The sequence below is a fragment of the Bifidobacterium bifidum ATCC 29521 = JCM 1255 = DSM 20456 genome (assembly GCF_001025135.1).
GTDB lineage: Bacteria > Actinomycetota > Actinomycetes > Actinomycetales > Bifidobacteriaceae > Bifidobacterium > Bifidobacterium bifidum.
On sequence record NZ_AP012323.1, the window covers coordinates 211,977 to 236,285 of the forward strand.

Annotated in this window: 21 protein-coding genes; 16 read left to right on the forward strand and 5 right to left on the reverse strand. The window is 58.6% G+C overall.

What is annotated here, in order from left to right:
• Positions 1 to 57 precede the first annotated feature (57 nt).
• Positions 58 to 279 carry a hypothetical protein gene (locus BBBF_RS00830; RefSeq protein ID WP_003811552.1) on the forward strand — a complete coding sequence of 74 codons (222 nt, stop codon included), beginning with the start codon at positions 58 to 60 and terminating at the stop codon, positions 277 to 279.
• A gap of 175 nt (positions 280 to 454) precedes the next feature.
• Complete coding sequence (locus tag BBBF_RS00835; protein WP_013389427.1) at positions 455 to 2,635, forward strand: beta-galactosidase; 2,181 nt, start codon at positions 455 to 457, stop codon at positions 2,633 to 2,635.
• A gap of 310 nt (positions 2,636 to 2,945) precedes the next feature.
• On the opposite strand, the gene BBBF_RS00840 is transcribed toward BBBF_RS00835, so the two are convergent.
• Entirely contained in the window at positions 2,946 to 3,296 is a 351-nt protein-coding gene (locus BBBF_RS00840; RefSeq protein WP_256211256.1) for an HNH endonuclease, read from the reverse strand.
• Between the two features lie 21 nt (positions 3,297 to 3,317).
• Here BBBF_RS00840 and BBBF_RS00845 point away from each other — a divergent pair, with 21 nt between their 5' ends.
• A complete protein-coding gene (locus tag BBBF_RS00845; protein ID WP_003811560.1) occupies positions 3,318 to 4,721 on the forward strand; it encodes an ATP-binding protein in 1,404 nt (467 codons plus the stop codon).
• A 107-nt stretch (positions 4,722 to 4,828) separates the two neighbouring features.
• On the opposite strand, the gene BBBF_RS10680 is transcribed toward BBBF_RS00845, so the two are convergent.
• Entirely contained in the window at positions 4,829 to 4,981 is a 153-nt protein-coding gene (locus BBBF_RS10680) for a tyrosine-type recombinase/integrase (protein ID WP_080545186.1), read from the reverse strand.
• A gap of 781 nt (positions 4,982 to 5,762) precedes the next feature.
• Here BBBF_RS10680 and BBBF_RS00855 point away from each other — a divergent pair.
• The gene (locus tag BBBF_RS00855) at positions 5,763 to 7,331 is read left to right on the forward strand and encodes an MFS transporter (RefSeq protein ID WP_033510153.1); all 1,569 of its coding nucleotides are present in this window, start codon (positions 5,763 to 5,765) and stop codon (positions 7,329 to 7,331) included.
• Positions 7,332 to 7,346: 15 nt separating this feature from the next.
• The gene (locus tag BBBF_RS00860) at positions 7,347 to 7,592 is read left to right on the forward strand and encodes a hypothetical protein (protein WP_013389432.1); all 246 of its coding nucleotides are present in this window, start codon (positions 7,347 to 7,349) and stop codon (positions 7,590 to 7,592) included.
• On the opposite strand, the gene BBBF_RS09435 is transcribed toward BBBF_RS00860, so the two are convergent.
• Both BBBF_RS09435 and BBBF_RS10185 read right to left on the reverse strand, forming a co-directional pair.
• Positions 7,567 to 8,277 carry an IS3 family transposase gene (locus tag BBBF_RS09435; protein WP_231855227.1) on the reverse strand — a complete coding sequence of 237 codons (711 nt, stop codon included), beginning with the start codon at positions 8,275 to 8,277 and terminating at the stop codon, positions 7,567 to 7,569. The genes BBBF_RS00860 and BBBF_RS09435 overlap by 26 nt on opposite strands.
• A 50-nt stretch (positions 8,278 to 8,327) precedes the next feature.
• Complete coding sequence (locus BBBF_RS10185) at positions 8,328 to 8,615, reverse strand: transposase (protein ID WP_014759766.1); 288 nt, start codon at positions 8,613 to 8,615, stop codon at positions 8,328 to 8,330.
• 423 nt (positions 8,616 to 9,038) lie between these two features.
• Here BBBF_RS10185 and BBBF_RS00875 point away from each other — a divergent pair, with 423 nt between their 5' ends.
• A complete protein-coding gene (locus tag BBBF_RS00875) occupies positions 9,039 to 9,674 on the forward strand; it encodes a TetR/AcrR family transcriptional regulator (RefSeq protein ID WP_003818508.1) in 636 nt (211 codons plus the stop codon).
• Between the two features lie 67 nt (positions 9,675 to 9,741).
• Here BBBF_RS00875 and BBBF_RS09210 read toward each other — a convergent pair whose 3' ends face one another.
• Entirely contained in the window at positions 9,742 to 10,269 is a 528-nt protein-coding gene (locus BBBF_RS09210) for a 4'-phosphopantetheinyl transferase family protein (RefSeq protein ID WP_021648120.1), read from the reverse strand.
• 701 nt (positions 10,270 to 10,970) lie between these two features.
• Here BBBF_RS09210 and BBBF_RS00885 point away from each other — a divergent pair.
• From BBBF_RS00885 to BBBF_RS00930, 10 genes are all read left to right on the forward strand, one after another.
• Entirely contained in the window at positions 10,971 to 11,162 is a 192-nt protein-coding gene (locus BBBF_RS00885) for a helix-turn-helix domain-containing protein (RefSeq protein WP_021648118.1), read from the forward strand.
• Positions 11,163 to 11,279: 117 nt separating this feature from the next.
• Positions 11,280 to 12,725: a hypothetical protein gene (locus BBBF_RS00890; RefSeq protein ID WP_013389436.1), complete on the forward strand. Its 1,446-nt coding sequence runs from the start codon at positions 11,280 to 11,282 to the stop codon at positions 12,723 to 12,725.
• 347 nt (positions 12,726 to 13,072) lie between these two features.
• Complete coding sequence (locus BBBF_RS00895; protein ID WP_021648117.1) at positions 13,073 to 14,635, forward strand: type I restriction-modification system subunit M; 1,563 nt, start codon at positions 13,073 to 13,075, stop codon at positions 14,633 to 14,635.
• 1 nt (position 14,636) lies between these two features.
• Positions 14,637 to 15,410 carry a hypothetical protein gene (locus BBBF_RS00900; RefSeq protein WP_047289824.1) on the forward strand — a complete coding sequence of 258 codons (774 nt, stop codon included), beginning with the start codon at positions 14,637 to 14,639 and terminating at the stop codon, positions 15,408 to 15,410.
• Positions 15,397 to 16,620 carry a restriction endonuclease subunit S gene (locus tag BBBF_RS00905; RefSeq protein ID WP_033510151.1) on the forward strand — a complete coding sequence of 408 codons (1,224 nt, stop codon included), beginning with the start codon at positions 15,397 to 15,399 and terminating at the stop codon, positions 16,618 to 16,620. Before BBBF_RS00900 ends, BBBF_RS00905 begins: the two co-directional genes overlap by 14 nt.
• 113 nt (positions 16,621 to 16,733) lie before the next feature.
• Entirely contained in the window at positions 16,734 to 17,687 is a 954-nt protein-coding gene (locus BBBF_RS00910; protein WP_013389439.1) for an Abi family protein, read from the forward strand.
• 91 nt (positions 17,688 to 17,778) lie between these two features.
• The gene (locus tag BBBF_RS00915) at positions 17,779 to 20,823 is read left to right on the forward strand and encodes a type I restriction endonuclease subunit R (RefSeq protein WP_033510149.1); all 3,045 of its coding nucleotides are present in this window, start codon (positions 17,779 to 17,781) and stop codon (positions 20,821 to 20,823) included.
• A 487-nt stretch (positions 20,824 to 21,310) separates the two neighbouring features.
• The gene (mobC, locus tag BBBF_RS00920) at positions 21,311 to 21,655 is read left to right on the forward strand and encodes a plasmid mobilization relaxosome protein MobC (protein WP_021975234.1); all 345 of its coding nucleotides are present in this window, start codon (positions 21,311 to 21,313) and stop codon (positions 21,653 to 21,655) included.
• On the forward strand, positions 21,655 to 23,547 hold the full coding sequence (locus BBBF_RS00925) for a relaxase/mobilization nuclease domain-containing protein (protein WP_013389442.1): 1,893 nt from the start codon (positions 21,655 to 21,657) through the stop codon (positions 23,545 to 23,547). The genes mobC and BBBF_RS00925 overlap by 1 nt, the downstream gene beginning before the upstream one ends.
• Positions 23,489 to 24,250, forward strand: a complete 762-nt coding sequence (locus tag BBBF_RS00930; protein WP_161388809.1) for a hypothetical protein — start codon at positions 23,489 to 23,491, stop codon at positions 24,248 to 24,250. Before BBBF_RS00925 ends, BBBF_RS00930 begins: the two co-directional genes overlap by 59 nt.
• The last annotated feature ends 59 nt before the right edge of the window (positions 24,251 to 24,309 follow it).

The following is a 24,309-nucleotide window of genomic DNA, read 5'->3' on the forward strand; positions in this document are numbered from 1 at the left end:
ACCTGTCGACGAGCGAGCAGCCAATAGCTGGGCCTGATATAGAACCCGCGGTACTGGTTGCTCGCTCGTCGAATCAAGGAAAACCGAAGCACGCTTCGCGCCAATGCCGAAGACGCCGATGGCTTGCCGTGTCGCCACCTGCGCATTGGCGTCATGATTGTCGTGATCGTGGCCTACGTGATGTTCGGCCCGTTTCGCGGCGACATCGTTCTGGTCTTTGGCGCGTCGGCGATCTTCTACGTTTCCGGTACGTTCGCGTTTCCGGTACGTTCATCATGATGACGGTCATCCTTTCCCTGACCGGTCCCATCGAGCACGGTCAGGAAGAGCGGCAAGCCATCGAGGTCGGAACCGGCGGTGTGTCACCTGTCGGCCAGGAGCCTCCATCAACTAGTATCAGCTAGTATCCGATATGAAGCCGTGGCCTCATTGCCAATCGCCAAGGGAGGAAACCGTGCGCGCGCGACGTGACTTTGCATGGCCGAAACTGCTGACCGCGGACGGACGCGGCATCGCCTTCGGCGGCGACTACAATCCCGACCAATGGCCGGAGGACGTCTGGGACGACGACATCCGCCTGATGACCCAGGCCGGTGTCAACACCGTGGCCCTTGCCATCTTCAGCTGGGACCGCCTCCAACCCACCGAAGACCATTGGGATTTTGGCTGGCTCGATCGCATCATCGACAAGCTCGGCAAGGCTGGCATCGCGGTTGATTTGGCATCCGCGACGGCGACCGCACCCCTGTGGCTCTACGAAAACCATCCCGAAGTCCTTCCGCGAGACAAGTACGGTCATCCGGTCAACGCCGGCTCCCGCCAGTCCTGGAGCCCGACCAGCCCGGTGTTCAAGGAATACGCGCTAACCCTATGCCGCAAACTCGCCGAACGCTACGGCGCCAACCCATATGTGACGGCATGGCATATGGGAAACGAGTATGGGTGGAACAATCGCGACGACTACTCCGACAATGCGCTCGAAGCCTTCCGCGCATGGTGCCGCCGCAAGTACGGCACCATCGACGCACTTAACCAGGCGTGGGGCACCACGTTCTGGGGACAGGAGATGACCGGTTTCGGCGAAGTGCTCATCCCGCGGTTCATGGGTGCCGATTCCATGGTCAACCCCGGCCAGAAGCTTGATTTTGAACGGTTCGGCAATGACATGCTGCTCGACTTCTACAAAGCCGAACGTGACGCGATCGCCGAAATCTGCCCCGACAGACCCTTCACCACGAACTTCATGATCTCCACCGACCAGTGCTGTATGGACTACGCCGCGTGGGCGGAGGAAGTGGACTTCGTATCGAACGACCACTACTTCCACGAAGGCGAATCCCATCTCGACGAGCTGGCCTGCTCCGACGCGCTCGTGGATTCGCTGGCGCTCGGCAAACCGTGGTACGTCATGGAACATTCCACCTCAGCGGTGCAGTGGAAACCGCTGAACACCCGCAAATGTAAAGGGGAGACGGTGCGCGACTCCCTGGCCCACGTGGCCATGGGCGCAGACGCCATCAACTTCTTCCAGTGGCGCGCATCCGCGTTCGGCGCCGAAGCGTTCCATTCCGCTATGGTCCCGCACGCCGGCGAGGACACGAAACTGTTCCGTCAGGTGTGCGAATTGGGCGCGACGTTGCGGGCGCTCGCCGACGCCGGTGTTCAAGGCAGCGGATTGGCGGCATCGGACACGGCGATCCTCTTCAGCGCCGAATCGGAGTGGGCCACCCGATCCGAGACATTGCCGAGCATGAAACTCAGCCATTGGCATGATGTGCGTGACTGGTACCGTGCGTTCCTGAACGCTGGTGCACGCGCCGACATCGTGCCGCTCGCCTACGACTGGAGTTCCTATAAGACCATCGTGCTGCCGACCGTACTGATACTGAGCGACGCCGATACGCGGCGGTTGGCCGGTTTCGTACAGGCCGGAGGCCGTGTGGTGGTCGATTACGCGACCGGTCTGCTCGACGAGCGCTTCCACACGTGGCTCGGCGGGTATCCCGGTGCGGGCGATGGGCTGTTGCGCTCGATGCTGGGCGTTCGTGGTGAGGAATTCAACATTCTCGGTGCTGGGGCGGAAGGCGAGCCGAACGAGATTCGGCTGACGGGCACCAGGGATTCATCCACGATGGACGGTGCCGTGACCCGCCTGTGGCAGAACGACGTGACCGTCGCCGGACCGCATGTGCAGGTGCTTGCCACATATGCCGGCGAAGAAGCGGATGAGTGGGAGCTTGATGGCACGGCCGCGCTCACCCGCAACGCATACGGCGCGGGGGAGGCGTATTTCCTCGGCTGTGATCTGGGCGTGAGCGACCTGACGCGATTCGTGAGCGGCTGGCTTGCCGTGCAGCCGCAATCCTCCCGTCAGCCGCAGGTCAACAGTCAGTCGCAATCCAGCCGTCAGCCGCAAGTCGTCGGCGCGACCCCTGATGTTCTGCACACCGTGCGTCAATCCGACGACGCCATATTCGACTTCTACCTGACACGTGGCAGATCGGATGTCGAACTGCGTGGCATCGCCGGGGAGCCGATCGTCCTGTTCCGGGCGGAACGGGGCAGTGACGGCGGTGCGTATACGGTGCATCGCAATGGCGTTCTCGTGGTGAAACGCCCGAACCCGTCGCTGTAGTCAATTGCGGCGAAACAAGGGAATGGGGGCGCGGATGGTTTTGGGAAACGGTCCGCGCCCCCCTACAGAGATTCCGGTGGCGACTGGCTGTTTCCGGCTCTATTTCAACGTTTTTGGACTGCCGCTTAAGTGCCTGGCCGCTTAAGTCGCCGCTCCTTCGGCGTGCCGCGACGGGCCGAAACGGATAGTTGGTGTAGCAGGGCAGCCTGAGGTTGTGTCTTGCTGGTTTGGGAAAATGATGGGGAAGGAATTTGGCCGATACTCTGGTGCAGCGAGGAGTGGGCCGGGGAGGGGGTCCTCCCCGGTGTTGTTATGCGGCGTTGGCGAGGAAGATGTGCTTGTGGTGATACTCGATGAACTCATGCGAAGGTTGGCTGATTGCCGGCAATGAGATCTCATGTCCATCGAAGTCATAGAGCCATCTGTCGTTGATGTCGGAGTGCCGCACCTTGTCATGGTTGACCATGATGCGGTAGTCGTCATCGATGGAGATGAGGCCTTGGTCGAAGGCCCGATCATGGAAGGCGTTGAGCAACAGCCCATTCGATGCGGCGGTTTTCTCGTTGGGCGTCGATGCCTTCCAAGGTTTGATGTGACTGGCGATCAGTAGTTTGGGAATCTGCATGCCGGTTATGCAGCATGTGCCGTGGTAGTTCTGCAATAGTGAATTGCGGAAATAGGATTGGTTGACCCGTTGAAGTATGGTTGCCGGTCGCTCCTCTCCGGTGGGCGCGTGTTCGGCGATGAACAGGGCTGTTGCTGTTTCGAGCGGCGAACAATGGATGGTACGCCAGAAAGTGTGCCCATGTATCCGTATGAGATTGCCACCCGTCTTTCGGATCTGGGCAGACTTGACTATTCCGCTCAGCCGGTGATGGAGTCCACCCGGGATGATCTCGATCCATTGGAGCGTGACCGCCTGCGCAAAATCATCGCTTCCTATCAATCCAGTGACCGGAATCTTTTGGAGCTTTCGGATGCGGACTTGGAGAAATCGCTGCGCCTTGTTGTGTCGGTCAATGGTGAGCTGACGCCGACTTTGGCAGGGTTGCTGCTTATCGGCAACGAAGAAGCGCTGCAGAGGCTTGTGCCGACGAATGAGGCGGCTTTTCAGGTTCTTGTGGGTACCGACATCAAGGTGAATCAGACCTACCGTGGCCCGTTGCTCAAAACCATAGAACAGATAGCCGAGTCGTTCAAGCCCTGGAATCCAGGCACGGAGCTGACCGTGGGTCTGTTTTCTTCGGTGGTTCCCGAATTTGACGAAAGGGCTTTCCGAGAGGCTTTGGTCAACGCATTCGGCCACAGGGACTATTCGCTTCTTGGTCGTGTGCGGGTATTGGTGGATGATGCCGGCTTAACCATTGCTAATCCCGGTGGATTCGTGGAAGGTATCAACGTCCATAACTTGCTTACTGCGGAGCCGCGTGGCCGCAATCCATGCCTGATGGATGCGTTGAAGAGAACCGGTCTCGCCGAACGTACGGGGCGCGGCATCGACCGTATATTCGAGGGTGCTTTGAACTATGGCCGTCCTCTGCCTGATTATTCGAGGTCCAACAGGCGTGGAGTGTCGGTGCTGTTGCCTCGTAGTGTGCCCGACAAGGCGTTTGTGGAACTGCTGGCCGAGGAACGTGAGCGCAGCGGCAAGTCCATGTCTCTCGATGGTCTGCTTATTTTGGACAAGCTCAAGAGTGAACGTCGTTGTGGCTTTGATGTGTTGTCGGGCTCTCTGGACATGAGTGACCAGCGTCTGCGCACCGTACTGGGGCAGCTGACGGAGGCGGGGCTTGTTGAAAGCGCTGGCGTTGGAGCTCGCCGCACGTATATGTTGGGTGCGAAAGTGTATCGGCGCAGCGGTAGGGCGATGGAATACGTTCGCCAATCAGACATCGATAGGGTGCGGTATCCCGAACTGATCATCGAGTTAATGCATGAACAGAAATCAGTGAGCAAAAACGATGTGATGGAATTGCTGCATCTTGAGGAGAATCAGGCGTACTACCAATTGCGAAAACTAGTCCTTGAAGGACGCGCTAAGAAGGTCGGCAGTGGACGCAACGTGCGGTATGCGGCAGTACGTTGAATGAGATACGCAGATCATTCTTGAACGGTTTTCTCTGAATTCCGAGATTTATCTCTGAATTCAGAGAAAGAATATCGGAATTCAGAGAAAACTAGTGTGCGATGTGGCTATTCCGCTTCAGGAATTATGTACGATTCGAACGTGGCCTGTATCTGCGATGCCGTCAGCCGCTTTATCGGTATGCTCCCTATGCGGGGCTTGATGTGGTTCCCGTAGCTGTTCCCATAGCGCGTCCTTGTGCTGTCGGCGATGTTCCAGATAGTTCACGTCATGCTCCCTTGCGTGATGATTCACATGATTCGCGTCTTCATGGTAGCGTCTCCCGCCGGCGCATGAGTGACTGGTCACGCTGTCAGTGGAATCTCCCCGACGGATATCCCGCCTATGCGGGATATCCACGCCGGCGTACGGAGATTCGCATGTTCGGGCGTACGATGGACCCGGTTTTTGCAGGATGCGGCCAACGCCTTGGATGGGCATGGGCCTGCAACCATCGTGAGCCGCCACGGGCGTTCGGCGATCGCCGGGCGGCGGATCGAGAAGGATCGGGCGATCGGGGCCGCCCACCATCCGAAACCATCGTCGGCGTCGCTTCAGCGGGGCATGCCGACGGTTCGCGTTTTCCGGCAAAGGGTCGGCCGGCGCTTTCCTCATTGAAGTTCGACGGGTCATGGTCCCGCCGTGAGGGTTGGACCGGTAATCGGGTGATGCCGAACGTCCCGACGGGACGGCGGCCGTGTCATCAAAGCGACCGCACGAACTCTCCGCCCGGAAGCGGACGGCGCTGATTTTGGATGACCCATCGGCCGTGGCATTCCCGGGCCCGGAACATGCCATGGGGTTTGCGGACCCCGGGCGACGCCGCATGGCCTTCCCGTTCCCGCGCCACGGGCGGCGGCATGGTTCATGGCGCCGACGGTGGGTCCGTCCGCACGCGGAGCGCTTCCATGCCTCGCTGACGGATGGTGGCGATCCCCCCCCGCGGAGAGGAGTATTGTTTCATTTGTAGATAACATTGTTACACAGTAGGAGAACATTGATATGCAATCTGAACGTTCGTTGATTCCCACCCCCATGCCGGTCCGGAGACACGCACGGTCCGGGAACAGGGGGCTGGCCCTCACCGCCCTGTGTCTGGCGGTGCTGCTGGTCGTGATGGACAACACCATCGTCAACGTCGCGATTCCCACGATGAGCGACGCGTTGAACGCCTCGTCCACGGACCTGCAGTGGGTGGTGGACGCCTACACGCTGTCCTTCGCGGCGCTGCTCCTGCCCGCCGGCAAACTCAGCGACCGATGGGGAAGAAGACGGATGCTGCTCGTCGGATTGGCGGGATTCGCCGTGGTCTCCGCAGCTACGGCCTTCTCCTGGGCCCTGTGGCAGCTGGTGACGCTGCGCGTGGTGTTGGGGGTCTGCGCCGCGCTGATCTATCCGGCGACGCTGTCGTCAATCATCGTCATCTTCGAAGGCTCCAGGTACCGTAGCCTGGCCGTTGGCCTGTGGGCGGCGACATCAGGGGTCGGCATCGCCCTGGGCCCGATCATCGGCGGCGTCCTGCTGGAGCACTATGCGTGGAATTCCATTTTCTGGGTGTGCTCCGTCATCGGCGTGGTGGCGCTGGCCTGCATCGCGGTGGCGGTGCCCGAGGTACGGGCGTACCGTTCCGAGAGGTTCGATTTCCCCGGCACCGTGTTATCGGTGGCCGGCGTGGGCCTGCTGGTGTGGGCGATCATCGAACGCCCGACTTACGGCTGGCTCTCCTGGCAGGTCATAGGCGGCATCTGCGCGGCCCTGATCATACTTGCGGTGTTCGCGGCGGTCGAGGGGCATACGCACGCCCCGCTCATCGATGTCGGCCTGTTCCGAAGGGCCACGTTCACGAGCAGCACCTGCGCGATCTGCGTCGCGTTCTTCTGCCTGTTCGGCTTCATCTTCATCACCACCCAATGGTTCCAGGCATTGCGTGGATACACCGCATTGCAGACGGCGGTCGCGACGCTGCCCTTCGCGGTGGTCATGGCGGCGGTCGCCCCGTTCGCCACGCAATTGGCGAAACGTTTCGGATACCGGTCGGTCGTCTCGACGGGACTGCTGTTCCTGTCGGCGAGCATGTTCGTGGTCACGCGTGTCGACGCCCATTGCAGCTACTGGTTCGTGGTCGTACCCACCATGGCCCTGATGGCGGCCGGCATCGCCCTGATCCAAGGGCCCGCCACGGACGCCCTGATGAGCACCGTTCCGGAAAGCTCGACCGGCACCGCATCGGCTGTCAACGACACGATCCGTGAGATCGGCGGCACGCTGGGCGTCGCCGTCATGGGGTCCGCGATCTCCTCCGTCTACCCCGACGAGCTCTCGGACTCGTTGTCCGGACTGCAGATCCCGTCTTCCATCGCGAAAGCCGCGGAGGATTCGGTGATGGCCGCGAAATCGATCCTTCCGCACCTGCCGGCAGGCATCCGACAGACCGTGGAGCAGTCCGTCTCGACCAGTTTCATGAGCGCCACGCATGCGGCATGCTGGATCGCCTGCGCCCTCGCATTGGCGTTTGCGCTGCTCTGCTGGATCACACTTCCCAAACACGATTCAGGCAATCTCCCCCAATAGAAAGGAACATCCATCATGAAAGACGACGGACGGATCCCACGGATCAAGGACACGGATATGACGGACCGTCTCCTGACGGCCGGCGCGATAGCGGAGGACACACGCAACCCCATCGGTGACATCGCGGCATGCTTCCCCGGTCACGGCAGCCAGAGCGTCGGCATGTTCCACGGCTGCCTGTCCGGCTTCCCCGAAGCCCGGCAGGTGGATTGGCAACGGTGTGTTGGACGGTTTCTTAGAGGACGAGTCCTTGTTGTGTGAATTCGTTGGGGCTCCGGTATGCGAGGGTGGAGTGGAGTCTCTGGTTGTCGGACCACCACACATAGTCGTCGGGGTCGGAGCGTAGTTGTTCCAGGCTGGTGTAGTGGTTCCGGTATATGAGCTCCTTCTTCAGGAGCCTGTTGGTGGATTCGACCACGGCGTTGTCGAACCCGCCGCCCCGGTCCGTGCGGAACACCTCCACCTCGGTCAGGGGGAAGCCGAGCGTGGCGAACGCGGCCATGACCAGGCCGGCGGCGCGGCCCGTGTCGGCGCCGTGGCCGGCGATGCCCCTGTTCGCCAGGCCGATGAGCGGGCACGCGTACGCCCACTCGCCGCCGACGCGCACGTACGTCAGGTCACCGGCCAGGTGGGCGCGCGGCCCGTAGCCGTCGAACTCGCGGTCGAGGATGTTCGCGAGCCCGGCCTCGTCGGCCCGCGTCCTGTGCGGTTCGGACGTTCTGCGCGCGTACGCGCCCGCCATGCCCCGCCGTTTCATGATGTTGACGATGCGCCTTCCGGAGGCGGTGACGCCCCTCCGCTCCAGCGCGGCCTTGATCTTCCCGGCGCCGCAGCGCTCATGGCCGTCGCGCCGGACCGCGCGCACGTCGCCGGCGATCGGGTCCACCCGCCCGGCTTCGGGATGTTCGATCATCCAGTAGCAGGCGGAGCGGGGAACGCCCGGCATCCTGCACTGCGCCGATATCGGACAGCGGGAGGCGTCGGCCCGTATCACTGCTACCTTCGTGCGAATACCGGCGCCGCCTGTTCTGAAACGTCCACCTCCATCTCCAACTGTCCGTTGCGCTTGCGCAGCTCGACCGGCTCGTTCCGCTCAGGGGTGCGGTTGTCGGCGGCTTTCGCGGAGCCGCTGTCGCGGATGCCCTGGACCCAACGGTGCAGCGTGGAACGCGAGATGTCGTACTCGTCCTTGATCTCGCGCGCCGGCTTGCCGTTCTCGTAAAGCCGCACGATCCGCCGCTTGAACGACTCCTCGTAGTGGCGGGGATGCCTCGGGTCGGCCATCGTCGGCCTCCAACCTCATGTCAATCGACCCCCATCGAACTGTCTAACACATTGTAGCCAATCCATGCGGGAGCTCCGCATTCTGAAGGACGCCCTGCGGCACCACCGGTAGCCGACGGGCATGCCTGACGTGCGTGCGGGACGATGCCACGGTGCCGCCGTCCCACACGCCGACGGCATCATATGCGCGATGCCCCGGCATGGCACGCGGCGGGAGGACGGCACGCCCGCGCCGGCCAGCGTTCCCCGACATGTCTTGGCTCGGTGGCAATCTCAATGCGGTGGGACTAGCCATCACACCCATCGAGGCGCGGTCCAAGAGCGTGGCTGGACCTTCGACCCCACCCATCATGGGACGGTGCAGGGACCTATGGGCCGGATGGCGTTTTTCATCCGTAACGGCGGGATGATGCGGAGAAGCATATGAGGACTATTCGGAAAACGACAAAAAGCCAGCGGACGCCCACCACCGAGATCAGGGGCCTCATACTCGACGCCTCGAAACGAATCATCGAAGAGGACGGCTATGACGCCTTCACCATCCGGCTTCTCTCGGAAAAGGCGGATGTGTCCCCCGCGAGCATCTACCGGCATATCGGCGACAAGCAGGCCGTCATCGACGCTCTCATCGACGACAGTTTCCAGACGTTACGGGAGAAGCTCCTGCGCGTCACCACCGAGGATCCCCTGCAAAGACTCTACGATGCGGGAGTCGTATACCGCGGGCACGCCAAGGCGTCGCCCGGCATCTACGCCCTGTTGTGGCGATGGCATGCGGGCGAGGCTTCGGAGGCATGCCTCGCCGCCATGACCGAGCTGGTGCGCTACGGGCAGGCCGCGGGAAAGATCCGGAGGGATGACCCGCACCTCATCGCATGGTCCATATGGTCCGCCGTGCACGGATTCGTCCAATTCGAGACACGACCCGAACATGATACGCCCGTCGACGATGACGATGCGGCCTATTCCTTTCTGCTCCGGCTGCTCATTCGAGGGGTCCGCACCCCTCAGACGGTCTCCGAGGGAACGGCGACCATCGCGGATACCAGCCGATCGTAGAATCGCCATTGGCCGCGCAACGCCACATCCCGTCTCACAGCGGCGAACGTTCCATCCGCCTTCAGGCTCACGGATACCTTACGGAAGTCCCCGTCCCGTCCAATGCGGACAACGCCTTCGAGGCGGCCTCCTTCGCGCAGAAGGCCGCCCTACGTTCCACCGAGGAGACCATACGCAATGATGCGAGCTCTTCGGAAGAGAACACGAACCGCATGATCCCGTCGGACAATCCGTCCGAATCGTCCACGTCCACTCCCACGGCACGGATTCTTTCCGCCGACGCCACGGCGGCGACGCACAGCGACGGACAATGCGACAGCGATCCCACGATGCCGGACGGCCAGAGCGGTTCACCATCCGAACCTTTGAGTATGGGCCCGTCATGGCCGATACGTCGTAAGGCCTCGTGGGCCAAAAGACGCGTCTCCGTGAATTCCCTTCTTCGTTTGGCCGTGGCGTTCCCGACCAAGGCCCGCTCACCGTCGAACAATCGCACGCGGCGCGTCCCCTTCCCCGAGATCAGCACCTCGCAGCCGGAGGCGAGCAGCGGCCCGAACAGGCGAGCCCGTCGCATCATGAGGTCTGCGCACATCATGGAGACTCTATATACCGAAACCCACAAACCCAGCAACGGCAAGGCTTTCTACCAATTCCCAGAATGAGTGTACCACTCTGTTCGCCGCTCAAAGCCCGCCAGAAGGAAATTTGCGCTTTTCCATACCTTCACGCCGACAAGAGGTGTCACGATTACCTATATCTCCCATACTTTCTATGTTTTCTTGTGTAGGAAAATGTAAAAGTGTAAACACCGTCGGAATCGACGGAGACGTTCTCATATGACACGCCGATCGATCATCGAATGTCATGAGTGGCTCCCTTCAGACATAGAGTGGTACACCGATTTGGCCTACCGGATGCACCACGTAACGTGCCACCGATATCGTCGGGCCGAACACCCTCTGAAGACACTACAAGGAAACTATTCCGACAGTCCAAGCCGTTCGGAATCGTTGAAAGGAAACTGTTTTCGGCAAAAGAAAAGGGCTTTCGAATTTCTTCGAAAGCCCTGCTAGCGGAGGATACGAGATTCTGTGCAGAATGCGAGAAAAGCCTTATTTTCCGCCAGTTTTCGAGACTGCAAGGTGACGACGCCACGGTAATTCCCACTGTTTATACGGGCCAACATGTCCCTTCTAGTAGTGCTACAGTTAATTCCACGATCATTCCGATTGTCGTCTGCATGACGTTAAAGCAATTACCCATGGCAAGGTCTGCCTTGCAGGAAGGAAGATTATCATGTCAGCAACGGTCGCTCCTTGGAATTTGGAACCTATCTCCGTGACTATTGCCGAGGCCACCCGTCTTCTAGGCTTCAAAGACTCCAAAACTGTCTACAACCTCATTTATCAGGGAAAGATCAAAGCCCGCAAGGTCGGGCGAGTATATCTTGTCTCCTACGCGTCCCTCAAAAAACTCATTGAAGGCTAAGTATCCGTACTTGGAAAACGTGAGGTCACGTCAACGGGAATTGACACGACCTCAAAGAATCCATGTTCATGCGCGCTGCTGTTTGCAAACCGGCGCGAGATAAAAAGGACCCTTACAATGCTTCATTATAGCGATGCGCGCCCGGAGAGGGGCGAATTCATCGGGGACGGCATAGCAAGAACCGCGGGAAACATCCCGTACAATCCGGAATCCGATGACAACGCGTCATTTCCTGACGACGAATTCTGGAATTCGAGGGAGAGCCTGCAACAGATCAAAGATTATGCGGTCAGCAGGTTCGTTTCCCCCTACGCGGTGCTCGCCGTGACGCTCTGCCGCATCATCGTGGCGACGCCGCCCCATGTGGTGCTGCCACCCACCATTGGCGCGGATTACGGATCGTTGAATTTCGGCGTGGTGATTCTTGGTAATCCGGGCTCGGGCAAGGATGCGGCCTTTGGCGCAGCGAAGGCACTGGTGCCGGACATTCGTGACGCCCCAGTGACCAGCGTGGCCAGCGGGCAGGCCATCAGCGCGTTATTCGGCCAGCGTGTGCAGGACGACGGCAGATTCAGACTGGAATGCAAGACTCCTCGCGCGATGATCAGGTATTCCGAGGCGTCCAATTTCAAGGCGCTGTCAAGCGCGAAGGAAAGCAACCTCCAGGCGGAGGTGCTGTCGCTGTTCTCCGGCCAGCAGATCGGCGACTACACCAAGAACAAGGAGCTGTCCGTGACCATTCCGGAACACGGGTATAGAACGGCTGTGGTGATTTCCGCCCAGCCGTCGATGATGGGCATGTTCGAGGTTGGCGTCGGTGTGGGATTCCAGCAGCGGTTCCTGTACGTCTCCGCGTACAGCGACAGGCTCAATGTCCGCGCCCTTGACGAGGATCCGGTCGCGCTGTCATCGTTGACGAGATTTCCCTACGACACCGGTCTGCTGCCCGTTGACTATCCCATCGAGCAGATGAACCGGCTCTACGAGTGCGGCAGCTATGCAAAGGCCAATGACTCCACGCCGGATTCCAGCCATCTGGAGAAGCGCCCCATGCGTCTGCCGCCGATAGCGATAGCCGAAATGAGAGCCGACAAAATACGGGTCAACAGGGAGCATGGCGGCGATCCGCGCCGGGCCCACGGCATGTTCCTGCGTGCCAAACTGTCGGCGGCCTTCCGCTTGCTTGAAGACCCGCTGTCATCCGAAATCATGCAGGAGGACTGGGAACTCGCGGGCATGATGATGCGTTACTCGCGTCGATGCTACGAGGAAAACCTGCAAGAGTATAGGAATGAGAACCTCAAACGACGCGCGGACTATAAAGAGGAGGACGAGCTGGTCCGCGAACAGGTCGATATGCGTTCCCAGCTCGCCACCGAGGAGCGCATCATGGAGGTGCTGTCCAACTCGCCGAAGCCATCCGTGTCCAAAGGGGAATTGACCCGTTCCCTGTCCAAAAGACAGAAAGCCAGTCTGGATGCCGCTCTGGAGAACCTGATGGCTTCAGGAAAGATCAAACACAGGAAGGGCATGAAGGGCGGCCACTGGTATTCGCTTGCGTGAGCGACCTACCGACCTACCCGCCTACTCACTACTGCCGTAAGGTTTTCCGCGACCTACCGACCCGAGCCTACCGACCTACCTACGGGAATCCAAGGTAGGTCGGTAGGCGAGCTCAGTAGGCGACCAAATCCCAGTGATTCCACCAGGTAGGTCGGTAGGTTGGTAGGTTTTTGGGAATAGACCAATTCTGACCGACGATTAAACCCCGGCTATCGAAACTGGAACATGGGAAAGCCATGACCCTCAGCATGACGCACAGTGTGGGTGTCGTCTGCTTCTACTGGTGTGTGAATCTGCGTACTTGGTATTGTTGAAGGCTATATCTACGGTTCTGAAGAAGGTATGGCATGATGAATAGCGGAGCGCAGCGCGCGGAGTTGCACAAAACGATTTGGAGTATCGCCAATGTGCTGCGCGGCTCAGTGGACGGCTGGGATTTCAAACAGTATGTGTTGGGATTCCTGTTCTACCGGTTCATCTCCGAGGACATCACCTCATACCTGAACGAGTACGAGCACCAGGCCGGCGATGTGGATTTTGACTACGCCAAGCTGGACGATGCCACGGCCGAGCAGGTACGTAAGTCGATGGTGGAGGAGAAGGGCTATTTCATCCTCCCGTCCGACTTGTTCGCCAACGTGCGCAGATGTGCCGATGCGGACGAGAACCTGAACGAGACGCTGCAACGAGTGTTCAAGAACATCGAGGGCTCAGCCATCGGCTCGCGTTCGGAATCCAGTCTGCGCGGCCTGTTCGACGATTTGGACCTGAACAGCCGCAAGCTCGGCGACACCGTGGTGGATCGCAACACCAAGCTGGTGAAGGTGCTCAACGCCATCGGCGATCTGGACCTGGGCACGGAGAGCTTCGCGGACAACACAATTGATGCGTTCGGTGATGCGTATGAGTATCTGATGACCATGTACGCGGCGAACGCCGGCAAGTCCGGTGGCGAGTTCTTCACGCCGCAGGAGGTCAGCGAGCTGCTGACCAGAATCGCCACCCATGGCAAGAGCGAAGTGAACAAGGTCTACGACCCGGCGTGCGGTTCCGGTTCCCTGCTGCTGCAATCCATCAAGGTGCTGGGCAAGGATAAGGTCCGGCAAGGGTTTTTCGGCCAGGAGAAGAACCTGACCACGTACAACCTGTGCCGCATCAACATGTTCCTGCACGATGTGAACTACGACCATTTCAACATTGCCTACGGCGACACGCTGATCAATCCCCAGCACTGGGACGACGAACCGTTCGAGGTGATCGTGTCCAACCCGCCCTACTCCACCAAGTGGGAGGGCGACGACAACCCCACACTGATCAACGATCCGCGATTTGCCCCGGCTGGCGTGCTTGCGCCGAAGTCGAAGGCCGATCTGGCGTTCACCATGCACATGCTCTCCTGGCTGGCGGCCGACGGTACCGCGGCCATCGTCGAGTTTCCCGGCGTGCTCTACCGCGGCGGCAAGGAGCAGAAAATCCGCAAATACCTGCTGGAGGGCAACTTCATCGACGCGGTGATCCAGCTGCCGCCGAACCTGTTCTTCGGCACCTCCATCGCCACCTGCATCATCGTGCTCAAGAAATCGAAGAACGACGACAGCGTGCTGTTCATCGACGCGTCGGAACGGTTTGTACACGTCGGCAACCAAAACCAGCTTTCACCCGACGACATCGCCGCAATCATGGATGCTTATGTGAAACGCGAACCGGTTGAGCATTTCTCCGCCGTCGCCTCGCTTGAGGACATCCGTAAGAACGATTACGTGTTGTCGGTCAGCAGTTACGTACAACCCAAAGACACGAGAGAGAAGATCGACATCGCCGCACTCAACCGGCAGATCTCCGACATCGTGGCACGAGAGAGCGAACTCCGCACTCAGATCGACGCCATCGTCGCGGATTTGGAGAGCTGAAATGGTTGAAGCGTTTCAGGCACAGGGCTATTTTGGTAGGACACAGTATCTTCCCGAAATCCCTGTGGCATGCAGTCGAGAGTTCGACTTCTATCGCTGCGTTGAATTCAGTCACTCGATGTACGGGAAAACAGTTAGCGAATTGCATGCGGGGAATCTGAGATTGCCTTCCGGCGGGCGCTATAGTAGCGTATTCGGCAATCAGCGCTTGTCTTATTGGTCGAGCAGTGCGGAAACGGCAAAAGCTGAAATTAGAAAACATGGCGCTTCGTCTGATGTGATTCTGTTCAAAGCGTACGATGATGCGACCAGCACATGGCCTACCTTGATGGATCAAGAACCACTGGTTCTTGTGGATGCTCGTGATTTCGAGATACAAGCGATAATCGACAAGGTCGATAACGCTGCGCCGCTAAACAAGACTGAATTGGAATTGCTTAGGATGATCAAGGCCCAGGATCCTGATTGTCTTGTCTATAAGTCCCATGCCCGCGCCGGTGGGGAGAATTACCTTTTTTATGAAAAAGGATTCAATAAGTTAGCACTTCGCGAAGTCCGATTATCGCTGAATGGCGGAAGGAACCGAAATTCTGTTGCTTGCGCCGTGTCATCTGACTATTTGCCAGTACTGGAAGCATACGGATGCTATTTCAGTCCTATTGCGCGTATAGGCAAGGACTTAACGTACCCAGAGTCCTCGGAATACAGAATGAGGAAACAGTACATGGAACTATCCTTCAGCCAGTATCGGGAGCATGAGCATGAGCAGGATTGACGATTTGATTGCGGAATATTGTCCTGATGGGGTGAAACACCAAACGTTGGGCGAAATAGGTGAGTTTATTCGAGGTAATGGCATTCAGAAGAGGGATTTTCGAGATTCTGGATTCGGGTGCATCCATTATGGACAGATTTATACCTATTATGGCTTATTTGCTGATCATACGAAGTCGTTCATTGACCCAAACTTGGCTGAAAAACGAAAGAAAGCATATAAAGGCGATCTGGTTATAGCTACGACAAGTGAAAACGAAGAAGATGTTTGTAAGGCATGCGCATGGCTAGGCGAAGAGCCGATTGCTATTAGCGGTGACGCCTATATTTTCCGGCATCATCAAAATCCAAAATATATATCTTATTGCTTCCAATCGGAGCTGTTCCAGTCACAGAAAAAGAAATATATAACTGGTACAAAAGTGCTACGTGTAAATGGCGATGCAATGGCCAAAATCCATGTTCCCGTTCCTCCATTGCCGGTGCAGGAGGAGATCGTTCGGATTTTGGATTCGTTTAGCTCGCTGGAGGCGGAGCTGGAGGCGGAGCTGGAGGCGGAGCTGGAGGCGCGGAGGAAGCAGTATGCCTATTATCGCAATGAACTCCTCACATTCGAGAGAGTCGTAACCGTTTGTATTCAGGATATCTGCATCCGAATCTGTTCAGGAGGAACGCCATCATCAAAGCGTCATGATTACTATGATGGGAATGTCCCATGGTTGAGGACTCAGGATATTGATTTCAATGTTATTAATCAAACTTCAGCCACCATTTCAGATGAAGGATTGAGAAATTCGGCTGCCCAGTGGATACCGGCCAATTGTGTGATTGTGGCAATGTATGGGGCAACGGCAGCAAAGGTAGCAGTGAACAGCATTCCCCTAACAACCAATCAAGCATGTTGTAACTTGCAGATTGACGAGACCAAAGCTGATGTCCGATATGTGTTCCACTGGCTTTCCAATGAGTATGAACATCTAAAGGCATTGGGTGAGGGCTCACAATCGAATATTAATGCTAAGAAGGTGAAGTCGTATCCCATTAGTTTGCCGCCGCTTGAAGAGCAACGCCGAATTGTCTCCATCCTGGATCGTTTTGACAAGCTCACCAATGACCTAAGTTCCGGCCTGCCCGCCGAGATCGAGGCCCGTCGCAAGCAGTACGAGTATTACCGGGACCGCCTGCTGTCATTCGACGAACTTGCCGTGTGACGTTTCATCGTGGGAACGGTCGAGTTGATGTATGGTCAGGTGCCGGACCATAGGGATGCATAGCATGGTTGGGACGCGCCGCAGACTTTTCAAAATGTGAGGACACGACTAACATGGCAGATAACAGCAGCTCCCTAAGCCTACTCACAGTGCTCAAACCAGGGGGCTCTTCTCATATCGGGGCGGAATCCAAGCCCGCGAAGACCATCGACCAGATGATCGCCCTGATGTCGGAGCGAGGCCTGGTGATCACGGATGAAGCAGAGCTGCGGCAGGTGCTCTTCGACTGCAACTATTACCGTCTCTCGGGATACTTCCGTTCCTTTCAAGTCAACCCAGCGGCCGGCGACAACAGGTACAGGCCGGGCACTCGGGACGTTGATTTCCTTGTTCCCTATGCGATGGACGAGAAGCTGCGCAACATCATCCTCAAAGGCACCGCGAAAGTGGAACTCACCCTGCGTTCGAGAATCGCATACCTGCTGGCGTCAGACGGCAACGCCTACACGTATATGGATCCCGAATCCTATCAGGATGTGCGCAGCAAACGCGGCGAACTGTTGCGTGACAATCTGCTGCGCAACATGGACAAATGGATGAAGATGTCCAACGAGGTATGCATGCGGCATTACCGGCGCAAAGGCGGACCGGTGCCCGTGTGGGCGGCCGTCGAGACGTTCCCGTTCGATACGCTTTCCCGAATGCTTTCCCTGCACACGGATGCCAAGGCGCTCAGGGAATTGTACAGATCAGTCGGATTACGCACCAATCTGCGGACTTCCTCGGAGGTCGTGCATGCCATGGTTTATCTGCGCAATCTGTGCTCGCATCATGCCAGACTGTGGCATCGGGAGATGGTCATCCCGTCGCCTATGACGCGTGACATGAAAACCGCGTTCGCTGATTTCGAATACGGCGAGAAATCCGTGGCGTCGTCGCTGCTTGCGCTCATGTATCTTGTGCGGAATATCGAGGGCGACGATGGCTACGCCATGGTGATTCGTCGCTTCCTCGACTCGAATGAGGCATACGCCTCTGGAATCAGGACGGCCCTGCATTGGGAATAAGCCGCAGGATCCAGGAATCCCATATGCGCTGCGGAATCCGAATTCCTTTGAGTAGGATGGCGGATAAATACGGATGAAGAAGGAGCCCATGATGACGGAGCGGTCGGATATGGATCTGCCGGATGGCGGCAAGTCGTACAAGCTCGTGGCCGAGGGCGCGGAAAGCACCGTGGTGGCCGAATACGAGCCTGACCACGGTCGTGAGACCGCATACCAGAGCGAAGCGGATCTGGAGGAGGGGCTGCTGCGAATCCTCGAATCCCAGGGCTATGAACGACTTTCCGCGCATACGGAACTCGAGCTTATCGCAAACCTGCGCACCCAGCTTGAGAAGCTGAACGATGTCCGGTTCACCGACAATGAGTGGTCGCATTTCTTCCACGAGGTCATCGCCTCTTCGACGGCGGGCATCGAGGACAAGACCCGGCTGATCCAGGAAGACAACATCCAGATTCTGAACCGTGATGATGGCACGACGAAGAACATTCGTCTCATCGACAAAGTGCATGTTCACAGCAACCGCCTCCAGGTGCTTCACCAGTTCGAGGAGGAGGGAGGCAGCCACCCGACCCGGTATGATGTGACGATTTTGGTCAACGGCCTGCCGTTGGTGCAGATCGAGCTAAAGCGACGGGGCGTGGCGATCAAGGAGGCGTTCAACCAGATCAACCGTTACCAGCGTGACAGCTTCTGGGCCGGATCGGGACTCTATGAGTACGCCCAGATCTTCATCATCTCGAACGGCACGCACACCAAGTACTACAGCAACACCACGCGCTTCAAGCACATCCATGAAATGGAAGGCCGTCCCGCAGCCGGCCGTTCGCAGAAGAGCTCCGACAGTTTCGAGTTCACCAGCTGGTGGGCCGACGGGCGCAACCATGTCATCGCCGACCTGACGGGTTTCGCCAGGACCTTCCTCGCCCGGCATACACTGCTCAATATCCTGACACGATATTGCGTGTTCACCGCCGAGCATGACCTGCTGGTGATGCGCCCATACCAGATCGCGGCCACCGAACGCATCCTCAACCGCATTCTCATCAGCGAATACGATCCGAAGAGACTCGGCACGCCCGAGGCGGGCGGATACGTGTGGCATACCACAGGCAGCGGCAAGACGCTGACCAGTTTCAAGACGGCGCAGCTCGCCAGCAACATGGATGGCGTAGACAAGGTGCTGTTCGTCGTGGACCGCAAGGACCTCGACTACCAGACCATCAAGGAATACGAACGTTTCAAAAAGGGCGCGGTCAACTCCAACAAAAGCACCAAGGTGCTTGCCGAGCAGCTTGCCAGCCCCGACGCGAAAATCATCGTCACCACGATTCAGAAGCTTTCCTCATTCATCCGCAGCAATCCCAAGCACGATGTCTACGCGCAGCATGTGGTGCTGATTTTCGACGAATGCCATCGCAGCCAGTTCGGAGAGATGCATACCGCCATCACCAAGCATTCCAAGAACTATCATCTGTTCGGATTCACCGGCACGCCCATCTTCGCCGTGAACGCGAAAACCGGAGGCTCCCCCAATCTGCGCACCACCGGACAGGCGTTCGGCGACTGCCTGCACTCATACACGGTGGTGGACGCGATCAAGGACGGCAACGTGCTGCCGTTCCGTATCGGATACGTGGACACGGTGCGCCGTAAGGAAGGCATCAGGGACGAACAGGTGTACGGCATCGACGCGGCCAAGGCGCTGAGCGACCCGCGGCGCGTGAGCGCGGTCACGTCGTATGTGCTCGACCATTTCGACCAGAAAACCAAGCGGCAATCCAGCTACATACTCAAGGACCGGCGCGTCCGCGGCTTCAATTCGCTGTTCGCGGCTGATTCCATCGGCATGGCCAAGCAGTATTACGCCGAGTTCCAGCGCCAGCAGGCCGAGCGCGGTGGGGAACCGTTGAAAATCGCCTTGATCTACAGTTTCGCGCCGAACGAGGCCGACCCCGGCGAGCAGGGCTTCATTGATGACGAGGACTTCGAGACCGCTGGCCTTGACCAGTCATCACGGGATTTCCTCGGCGCCGCGATCTGCGATTACAACCGAATGTTCGGCAGCAGCTTCAGCACGGCCTCCGACCAGTTCGAAAACTACTACAAGGATTTGTGCCTCAGGCTCAAGAACCGCGATCTGGACATGGCCATCGTGGTGAACATGTTGCTCACCGGCTTCGACGCCACGACGCTCAACACCCTGTGGGTGGACAAGAACCTGAAGCAGCATGGCCTGATGCAGGCGTTCAGCCGCACCAACCGCATCCTGAACTCGGTGAAGACCTTCGGCAACATCGTCTGCTTCCGCGATCTGCGGCAGGAGGTGGATGACGCCTTGGCTCTGTTCGGAGACAAGGACGCCAAGGGCACGGTGGTGCTTAAACCATATGCGGAATATCTCGCTGCATACAACGAGAAGATCTCGCAACTGCTCAAGCGGTTCCCCCTGGGCGAGGAAATCGTCGGAGAACAGGCGCAGAAGGATTTCCTTACCCTGTTCGGCTCAATCCTGCGGCTGCGCAACATCCTGCAGGCCTTCGACGATTTCTCCAACGAAGATGTGCTGAGCCTGCGCGACCTGCAGGACTACCAGAGCATGTACATCGATCTCTACCAACAGCGGCGTTCGCATGAGGAAGCCGACAAGGAAATCATCAACGACGACGTCGTCTTCGAAGCCGAACTGGTCAAACAGATCGAAGTGAACATCGACTACATCCTCGAACTCGTAGCCAAATACCATGATGGGCATATGGAGGACAAGTCGATCCTCGCGGACATCAGCCGCACCATCATGTCTTCGCCCGACCTGCGCAGCAAAAAGGACCTCATCGACTCGTTCGTCGAGTCCCTGTCCTCAGGCGCGGACGTGCAGCGCGACTGGAAGGAATACATCGTCCGCAAGAAGCAGGAGGAATTCGAGCGCATTGTCAGCGAGGAACACCTGAAGACGGGACTGGCCGAGCAGTTCATCATCGACTGCTTCAAGGAAGGCTATGTCGACACGGACGGCACCAGAATAGTGTCGATGCTGCCCCCTGTGTCACGCTTCGCGCCGAGCAACGCGTACGAGCTGATGAAGAGCCGAGTCGTCGAACGGTTCCGCCAATACTTCGATCGCTTCGTCGGAATGTGAGGGAACGGCCGTCCCAGGGGCCGAAACGGAATGAGGACACCGGGGACCATACTTTTGGCAATCGGGGCTCCGCAGAAAAATCTGCGGAGCCCCGATTGCCGTCTAAACCAGCAGCTTGTCCAACGTCCAAACTGGTCTCCGCTGTCTTGATGGATGATGAATATGCAACAGGTTGTTGCCGCTAAAGCTGATGACGTAAGGAGCGGAGCAATGAGCGCGATCATCCCTCAAGGAATCCCACGGCCGCATCATGCGGAACCATCCCAGATCCCTGGAACGGATACGGGGATAGCAAGCGACGCATGTGTGGCCACACATGCTCGCTCCACAGACGTGGGGCGGCTTGCCGGGAGACCCGGACCCCATGGTCGGCAAGGCCTCCGGACCGCTGACGCGGCTTATGGAATGAACCGTTCCGGCTCCCGTGGGGAGGTGTTTCCTTATGGGCTGGCGTGACAATCGCAGGCGCAGCATATGCAGGAAAATCATGTTCACGCCGGAGGAATGGGAACAGGCGAGGAGGATCCACGAGCGTTGGGCAAGGAACATTCCGGTGTATAGGCGGTGGGGTGATTTCGCCCGTCAGACCCTCATGCATGGAGCGTTGATGAATGTCTCGGTGACGCTGGCGAGCGATCCGGAGGTGTTCAAGGCCGAGCTCCACCACATCGGCGTGAACGTGAACCAGATCGCCAGGATCGCGAATCTGACGGGCTCCGTGAGTCCGCAACAGATGCGTGAGCTGCATGATCTGCTCGCCTTGATCGATGAGAGGATGACGGGGATGGAGCGCGAGAAAGCGGAGATAGATGCGGTACAGGGGCTGTACTGATGGCCGTGGTCAAACTTGGGAACAAGGTCAAGACGAATCTTCCGGACACGATTCGTTACGTCATCAATCCCGAGAAGAACGATGGCGGCAGGCTCGTATACGCGAGCTACAGCAGTGAGCGGCATGACGCGAACACGCTCGCCGAACCGATGATCCGGGATCTGGAACGATGCGCGAATGGGCTGCGCAAGGATGGCGTGCTCGCCCTGCATCTGAAGCATTCGTTCAGTCCCGACGAGCATGTGAGCGCGGAACAGGTGCATGAGCTGGGCGTCATGCTGACCGAGGCGATCACGGGCGGCGACTACAAGTATGTGGTCTCCACGCACATGGATCGGCATCACCTGCACAACCACATCGTCATCTGCGCGGCGAACCGGAGGACGGGAAGGAAGATGCGTCTGACCCGCAGAAGCATCGACCGGTGGCGCGCGGTCAGCGACGAGCTATGCCGTCGTGAGGGCCTTGCCGTATTGGAGAACCCGAAGGTCGAAACCGCCGTGGAACACGATGAGATGCTCAAAGCGATGCGGCATGCGCCCGACCAGAGCAGCGGTCGGCAGTTCGGAGTCGAGTCCCCTGTCATCGCGTCCACGGGCGTGGGCGCGGACATGGGCGAACTGTATGCGGCGGCGAGGGGCGTGGGCGTCAAAGAGCGGCTGCGCATCCTGATCGATCTCGATGCGGCCAGGGCGAACAGCATCGGAGAGCTCGCCGAACTGCTCGACTCGCACGGCGTCGGATTGACGTTGCACGGTGGCGGCGTGACCTTCATGGACAGGGCCACGGGCCGTAGATTCCGTGGCGCGCGTCTCGGCCCGGCGTATTCGCTCGACGCACTCGGCATGCGGCTCTCGGACGGTGGAAGCATGCTGCATCTGACGTTCAACAACCGTCTCGTGGCCGCCGTGAACGATCGTTTCGTAAGCGTGTGGCTGCCCGGAACCAAACGGCGGAGGAAGGTCAATCTGCCCGTGAGCATGCTGCGCCGCGATGGCAGCACATGGCATCTACTCATGCCCGCAACGTTCACCGGCATGCTCATGGACCAGTCGAACAGGTACGCGGCCCGTTTCGACACCGGCACGCTGTCGGAGGCGTTCGGCCACCCGAGGCAGCGCGTCGAATCGTTGGCAGGAGACGATTCCACGATGCCCAGACGTTATGCGGCGAGTCCCGCGCAGTACCGCTACTACCAAGTGCAGGCAAGGAAACTCGACGAGCTGAGGACGATGGCCGAGGGGTTGAACGCGGCGTGCAGACTCCAGCGAGAGAACGGTGGCGGCCTGGCCAAGGGACTGCGTGACTTAAACGCCAAGGCCGACTGGGCATACGGCGAACTACGTGCCGCGGTCGTCGCGCTGAACGACGTGATCGACAGCCATGACCCCGATCTTGTGGTGGAAGCGCGTGAGGAGATCGAACGTCGCGAGCGAACGCTGCTTGAATGCCGGAGACAACTCGACGCCATCAGATCAGTCGCCCGTAATTCCGGAGTCGGACTGCCCAAATGGATATGCAAGGAACGGAACGATGAACCAGCCAACGAACATGAACAGCGGAATGGAATCCGATCCGATGGGCGGCATGTTCTCCCAGATGTTCGATCGGATGCAGCCGATGGAGCCGGAGAACACCATGCCGGCGTCGGAGGCCGATACGATTCGGGCGGAGGAAGAGAGCCGGAGGCTCAACCGGCAGGTTGCGGAACTTCGGAGCGAGAATTCGACGCTCTCATCACGGAATCAAGAGCTTCAATCAACGAATCGGCGGCTCTTGTCGGCGAATCAGACGCTCAGGAAGCAACTCTCCGAAGTCAACGAGACGGCCAGATTGCTCAAAGAGACCAGGAAGAGAGAACGCGCGTGCATAGAAAGGGAAAAACGTTGTGACCGCATTCTCCGTCGCGAGGCGGTTCTTGAAGCCGACGAATCCAGAGTTCGGGATGAACGCGAACGTCTTAAAAACGAGCGGAAGCGGATACGTGAGGACATCGCCGAACAAGTCGAACGGGAATCGGAGCGGATGCGTCGATGTCTTAAGGAGAGCAGCGACAGGCAGCGTGAGCGTGACAGGCGCATCCTCTTTGCCTTGTGCCTGGGCGTGTGCTCGTCCATGGTGCCGATGCTCGCTGTCGTCATGCAAGGCCGCTGGCAAACCTTCGCCGACTCATTGTTCGACTGGCTTCATATGCGCGGGAAGCAGCTCACGGCGGTCGGCCAATGGCTTGCGGGCATCAATGCGCGGCTGAATGAGATCATCCCCAGCGGATGGTGGGATCGGCCACTCGTGTTTCTGCTCATGCTGCTGTTGGCAGCCGTGGTCTGCGGCATGCCTCTGCTCGCGGCAGGCGGATACGTGATGGTGGTTTTTACGACGATGAGAGGCTGGCTTACGGAAGGAACCCTGGGAGTCCATATCGTTCTTTGGACGTTGGCCGCCATGGTGGGCTTCGTCCTGGCTGGCCATCTCGCCATGATCCCGCACAATCCGATGGGCTGGCCCACTTGGTGGATCCTTCTCACTGTTGCCGCGCACCTGATCTATCTGGCAAAGCTGGCGGGCCCAATCAGCCGATTCATTAGGAACAGCTAATGCGATGGACCATGCGGTACATGAGAGAACGCCTCGAAACGAGTCGTTCCCAAATTGTT

What these genes read in the sequence shown, in the direction of transcription:
- BBBF_RS00890 (WP_013389436.1), top strand. Translation starts at nt 11,280, where the DNA reads ATGCTTCATTATAGCGATGCGCGCCCGGAGAGGGGCGAATTCATCGGG.
- BBBF_RS00925 (WP_013389442.1), top strand. Translation starts at nt 21,655, where the DNA reads ATGGCCGTGGTCAAACTTGGGAACAAGGTCAAGACGAATCTTCCGGAC.
- BBBF_RS00900 (WP_047289824.1), top strand. Translation starts at nt 14,637, where the DNA reads ATGGTTGAAGCGTTTCAGGCACAGGGCTATTTTGGTAGGACACAGTAT.
- BBBF_RS00885 (WP_021648118.1), top strand. Translation starts at nt 10,971, where the DNA reads ATGTCAGCAACGGTCGCTCCTTGGAATTTGGAACCTATCTCCGTGACT.
- BBBF_RS09435 (WP_231855227.1), bottom strand. Translation starts at nt 8,277, where the DNA reads ATGCCGGGCGTTCCCCGCTCCGCCTGCTACTGGATGATCGAACATCCC.
- BBBF_RS00855 (WP_033510153.1), top strand. Translation starts at nt 5,763, where the DNA reads ATGCAATCTGAACGTTCGTTGATTCCCACCCCCATGCCGGTCCGGAGA.
- BBBF_RS00910 (WP_013389439.1), top strand. Translation starts at nt 16,734, where the DNA reads ATGGCAGATAACAGCAGCTCCCTAAGCCTACTCACAGTGCTCAAACCA.
- BBBF_RS00905 (WP_033510151.1), top strand. Translation starts at nt 15,397, where the DNA reads ATGAGCAGGATTGACGATTTGATTGCGGAATATTGTCCTGATGGGGTG.
- BBBF_RS00875 (WP_003818508.1), top strand. Translation starts at nt 9,039, where the DNA reads ATGAGGACTATTCGGAAAACGACAAAAAGCCAGCGGACGCCCACCACC.
- BBBF_RS10185 (WP_014759766.1), bottom strand. Translation starts at nt 8,615, where the DNA reads ATGGCCGACCCGAGGCATCCCCGCCACTACGAGGAGTCGTTCAAGCGG.
- BBBF_RS00895 (WP_021648117.1), top strand. Translation starts at nt 13,073, where the DNA reads ATGATGAATAGCGGAGCGCAGCGCGCGGAGTTGCACAAAACGATTTGG.
- mobC (WP_021975234.1), top strand. Translation starts at nt 21,311, where the DNA reads ATGTTCACGCCGGAGGAATGGGAACAGGCGAGGAGGATCCACGAGCGT.
- BBBF_RS09210 (WP_021648120.1), bottom strand. Translation starts at nt 10,269, where the DNA reads ATGATGTGCGCAGACCTCATGATGCGACGGGCTCGCCTGTTCGGGCCG.
- BBBF_RS00915 (WP_033510149.1), top strand. Translation starts at nt 17,779, where the DNA reads ATGACGGAGCGGTCGGATATGGATCTGCCGGATGGCGGCAAGTCGTAC.
- BBBF_RS00860 (WP_013389432.1), top strand. Translation starts at nt 7,347, where the DNA reads ATGAAAGACGACGGACGGATCCCACGGATCAAGGACACGGATATGACG.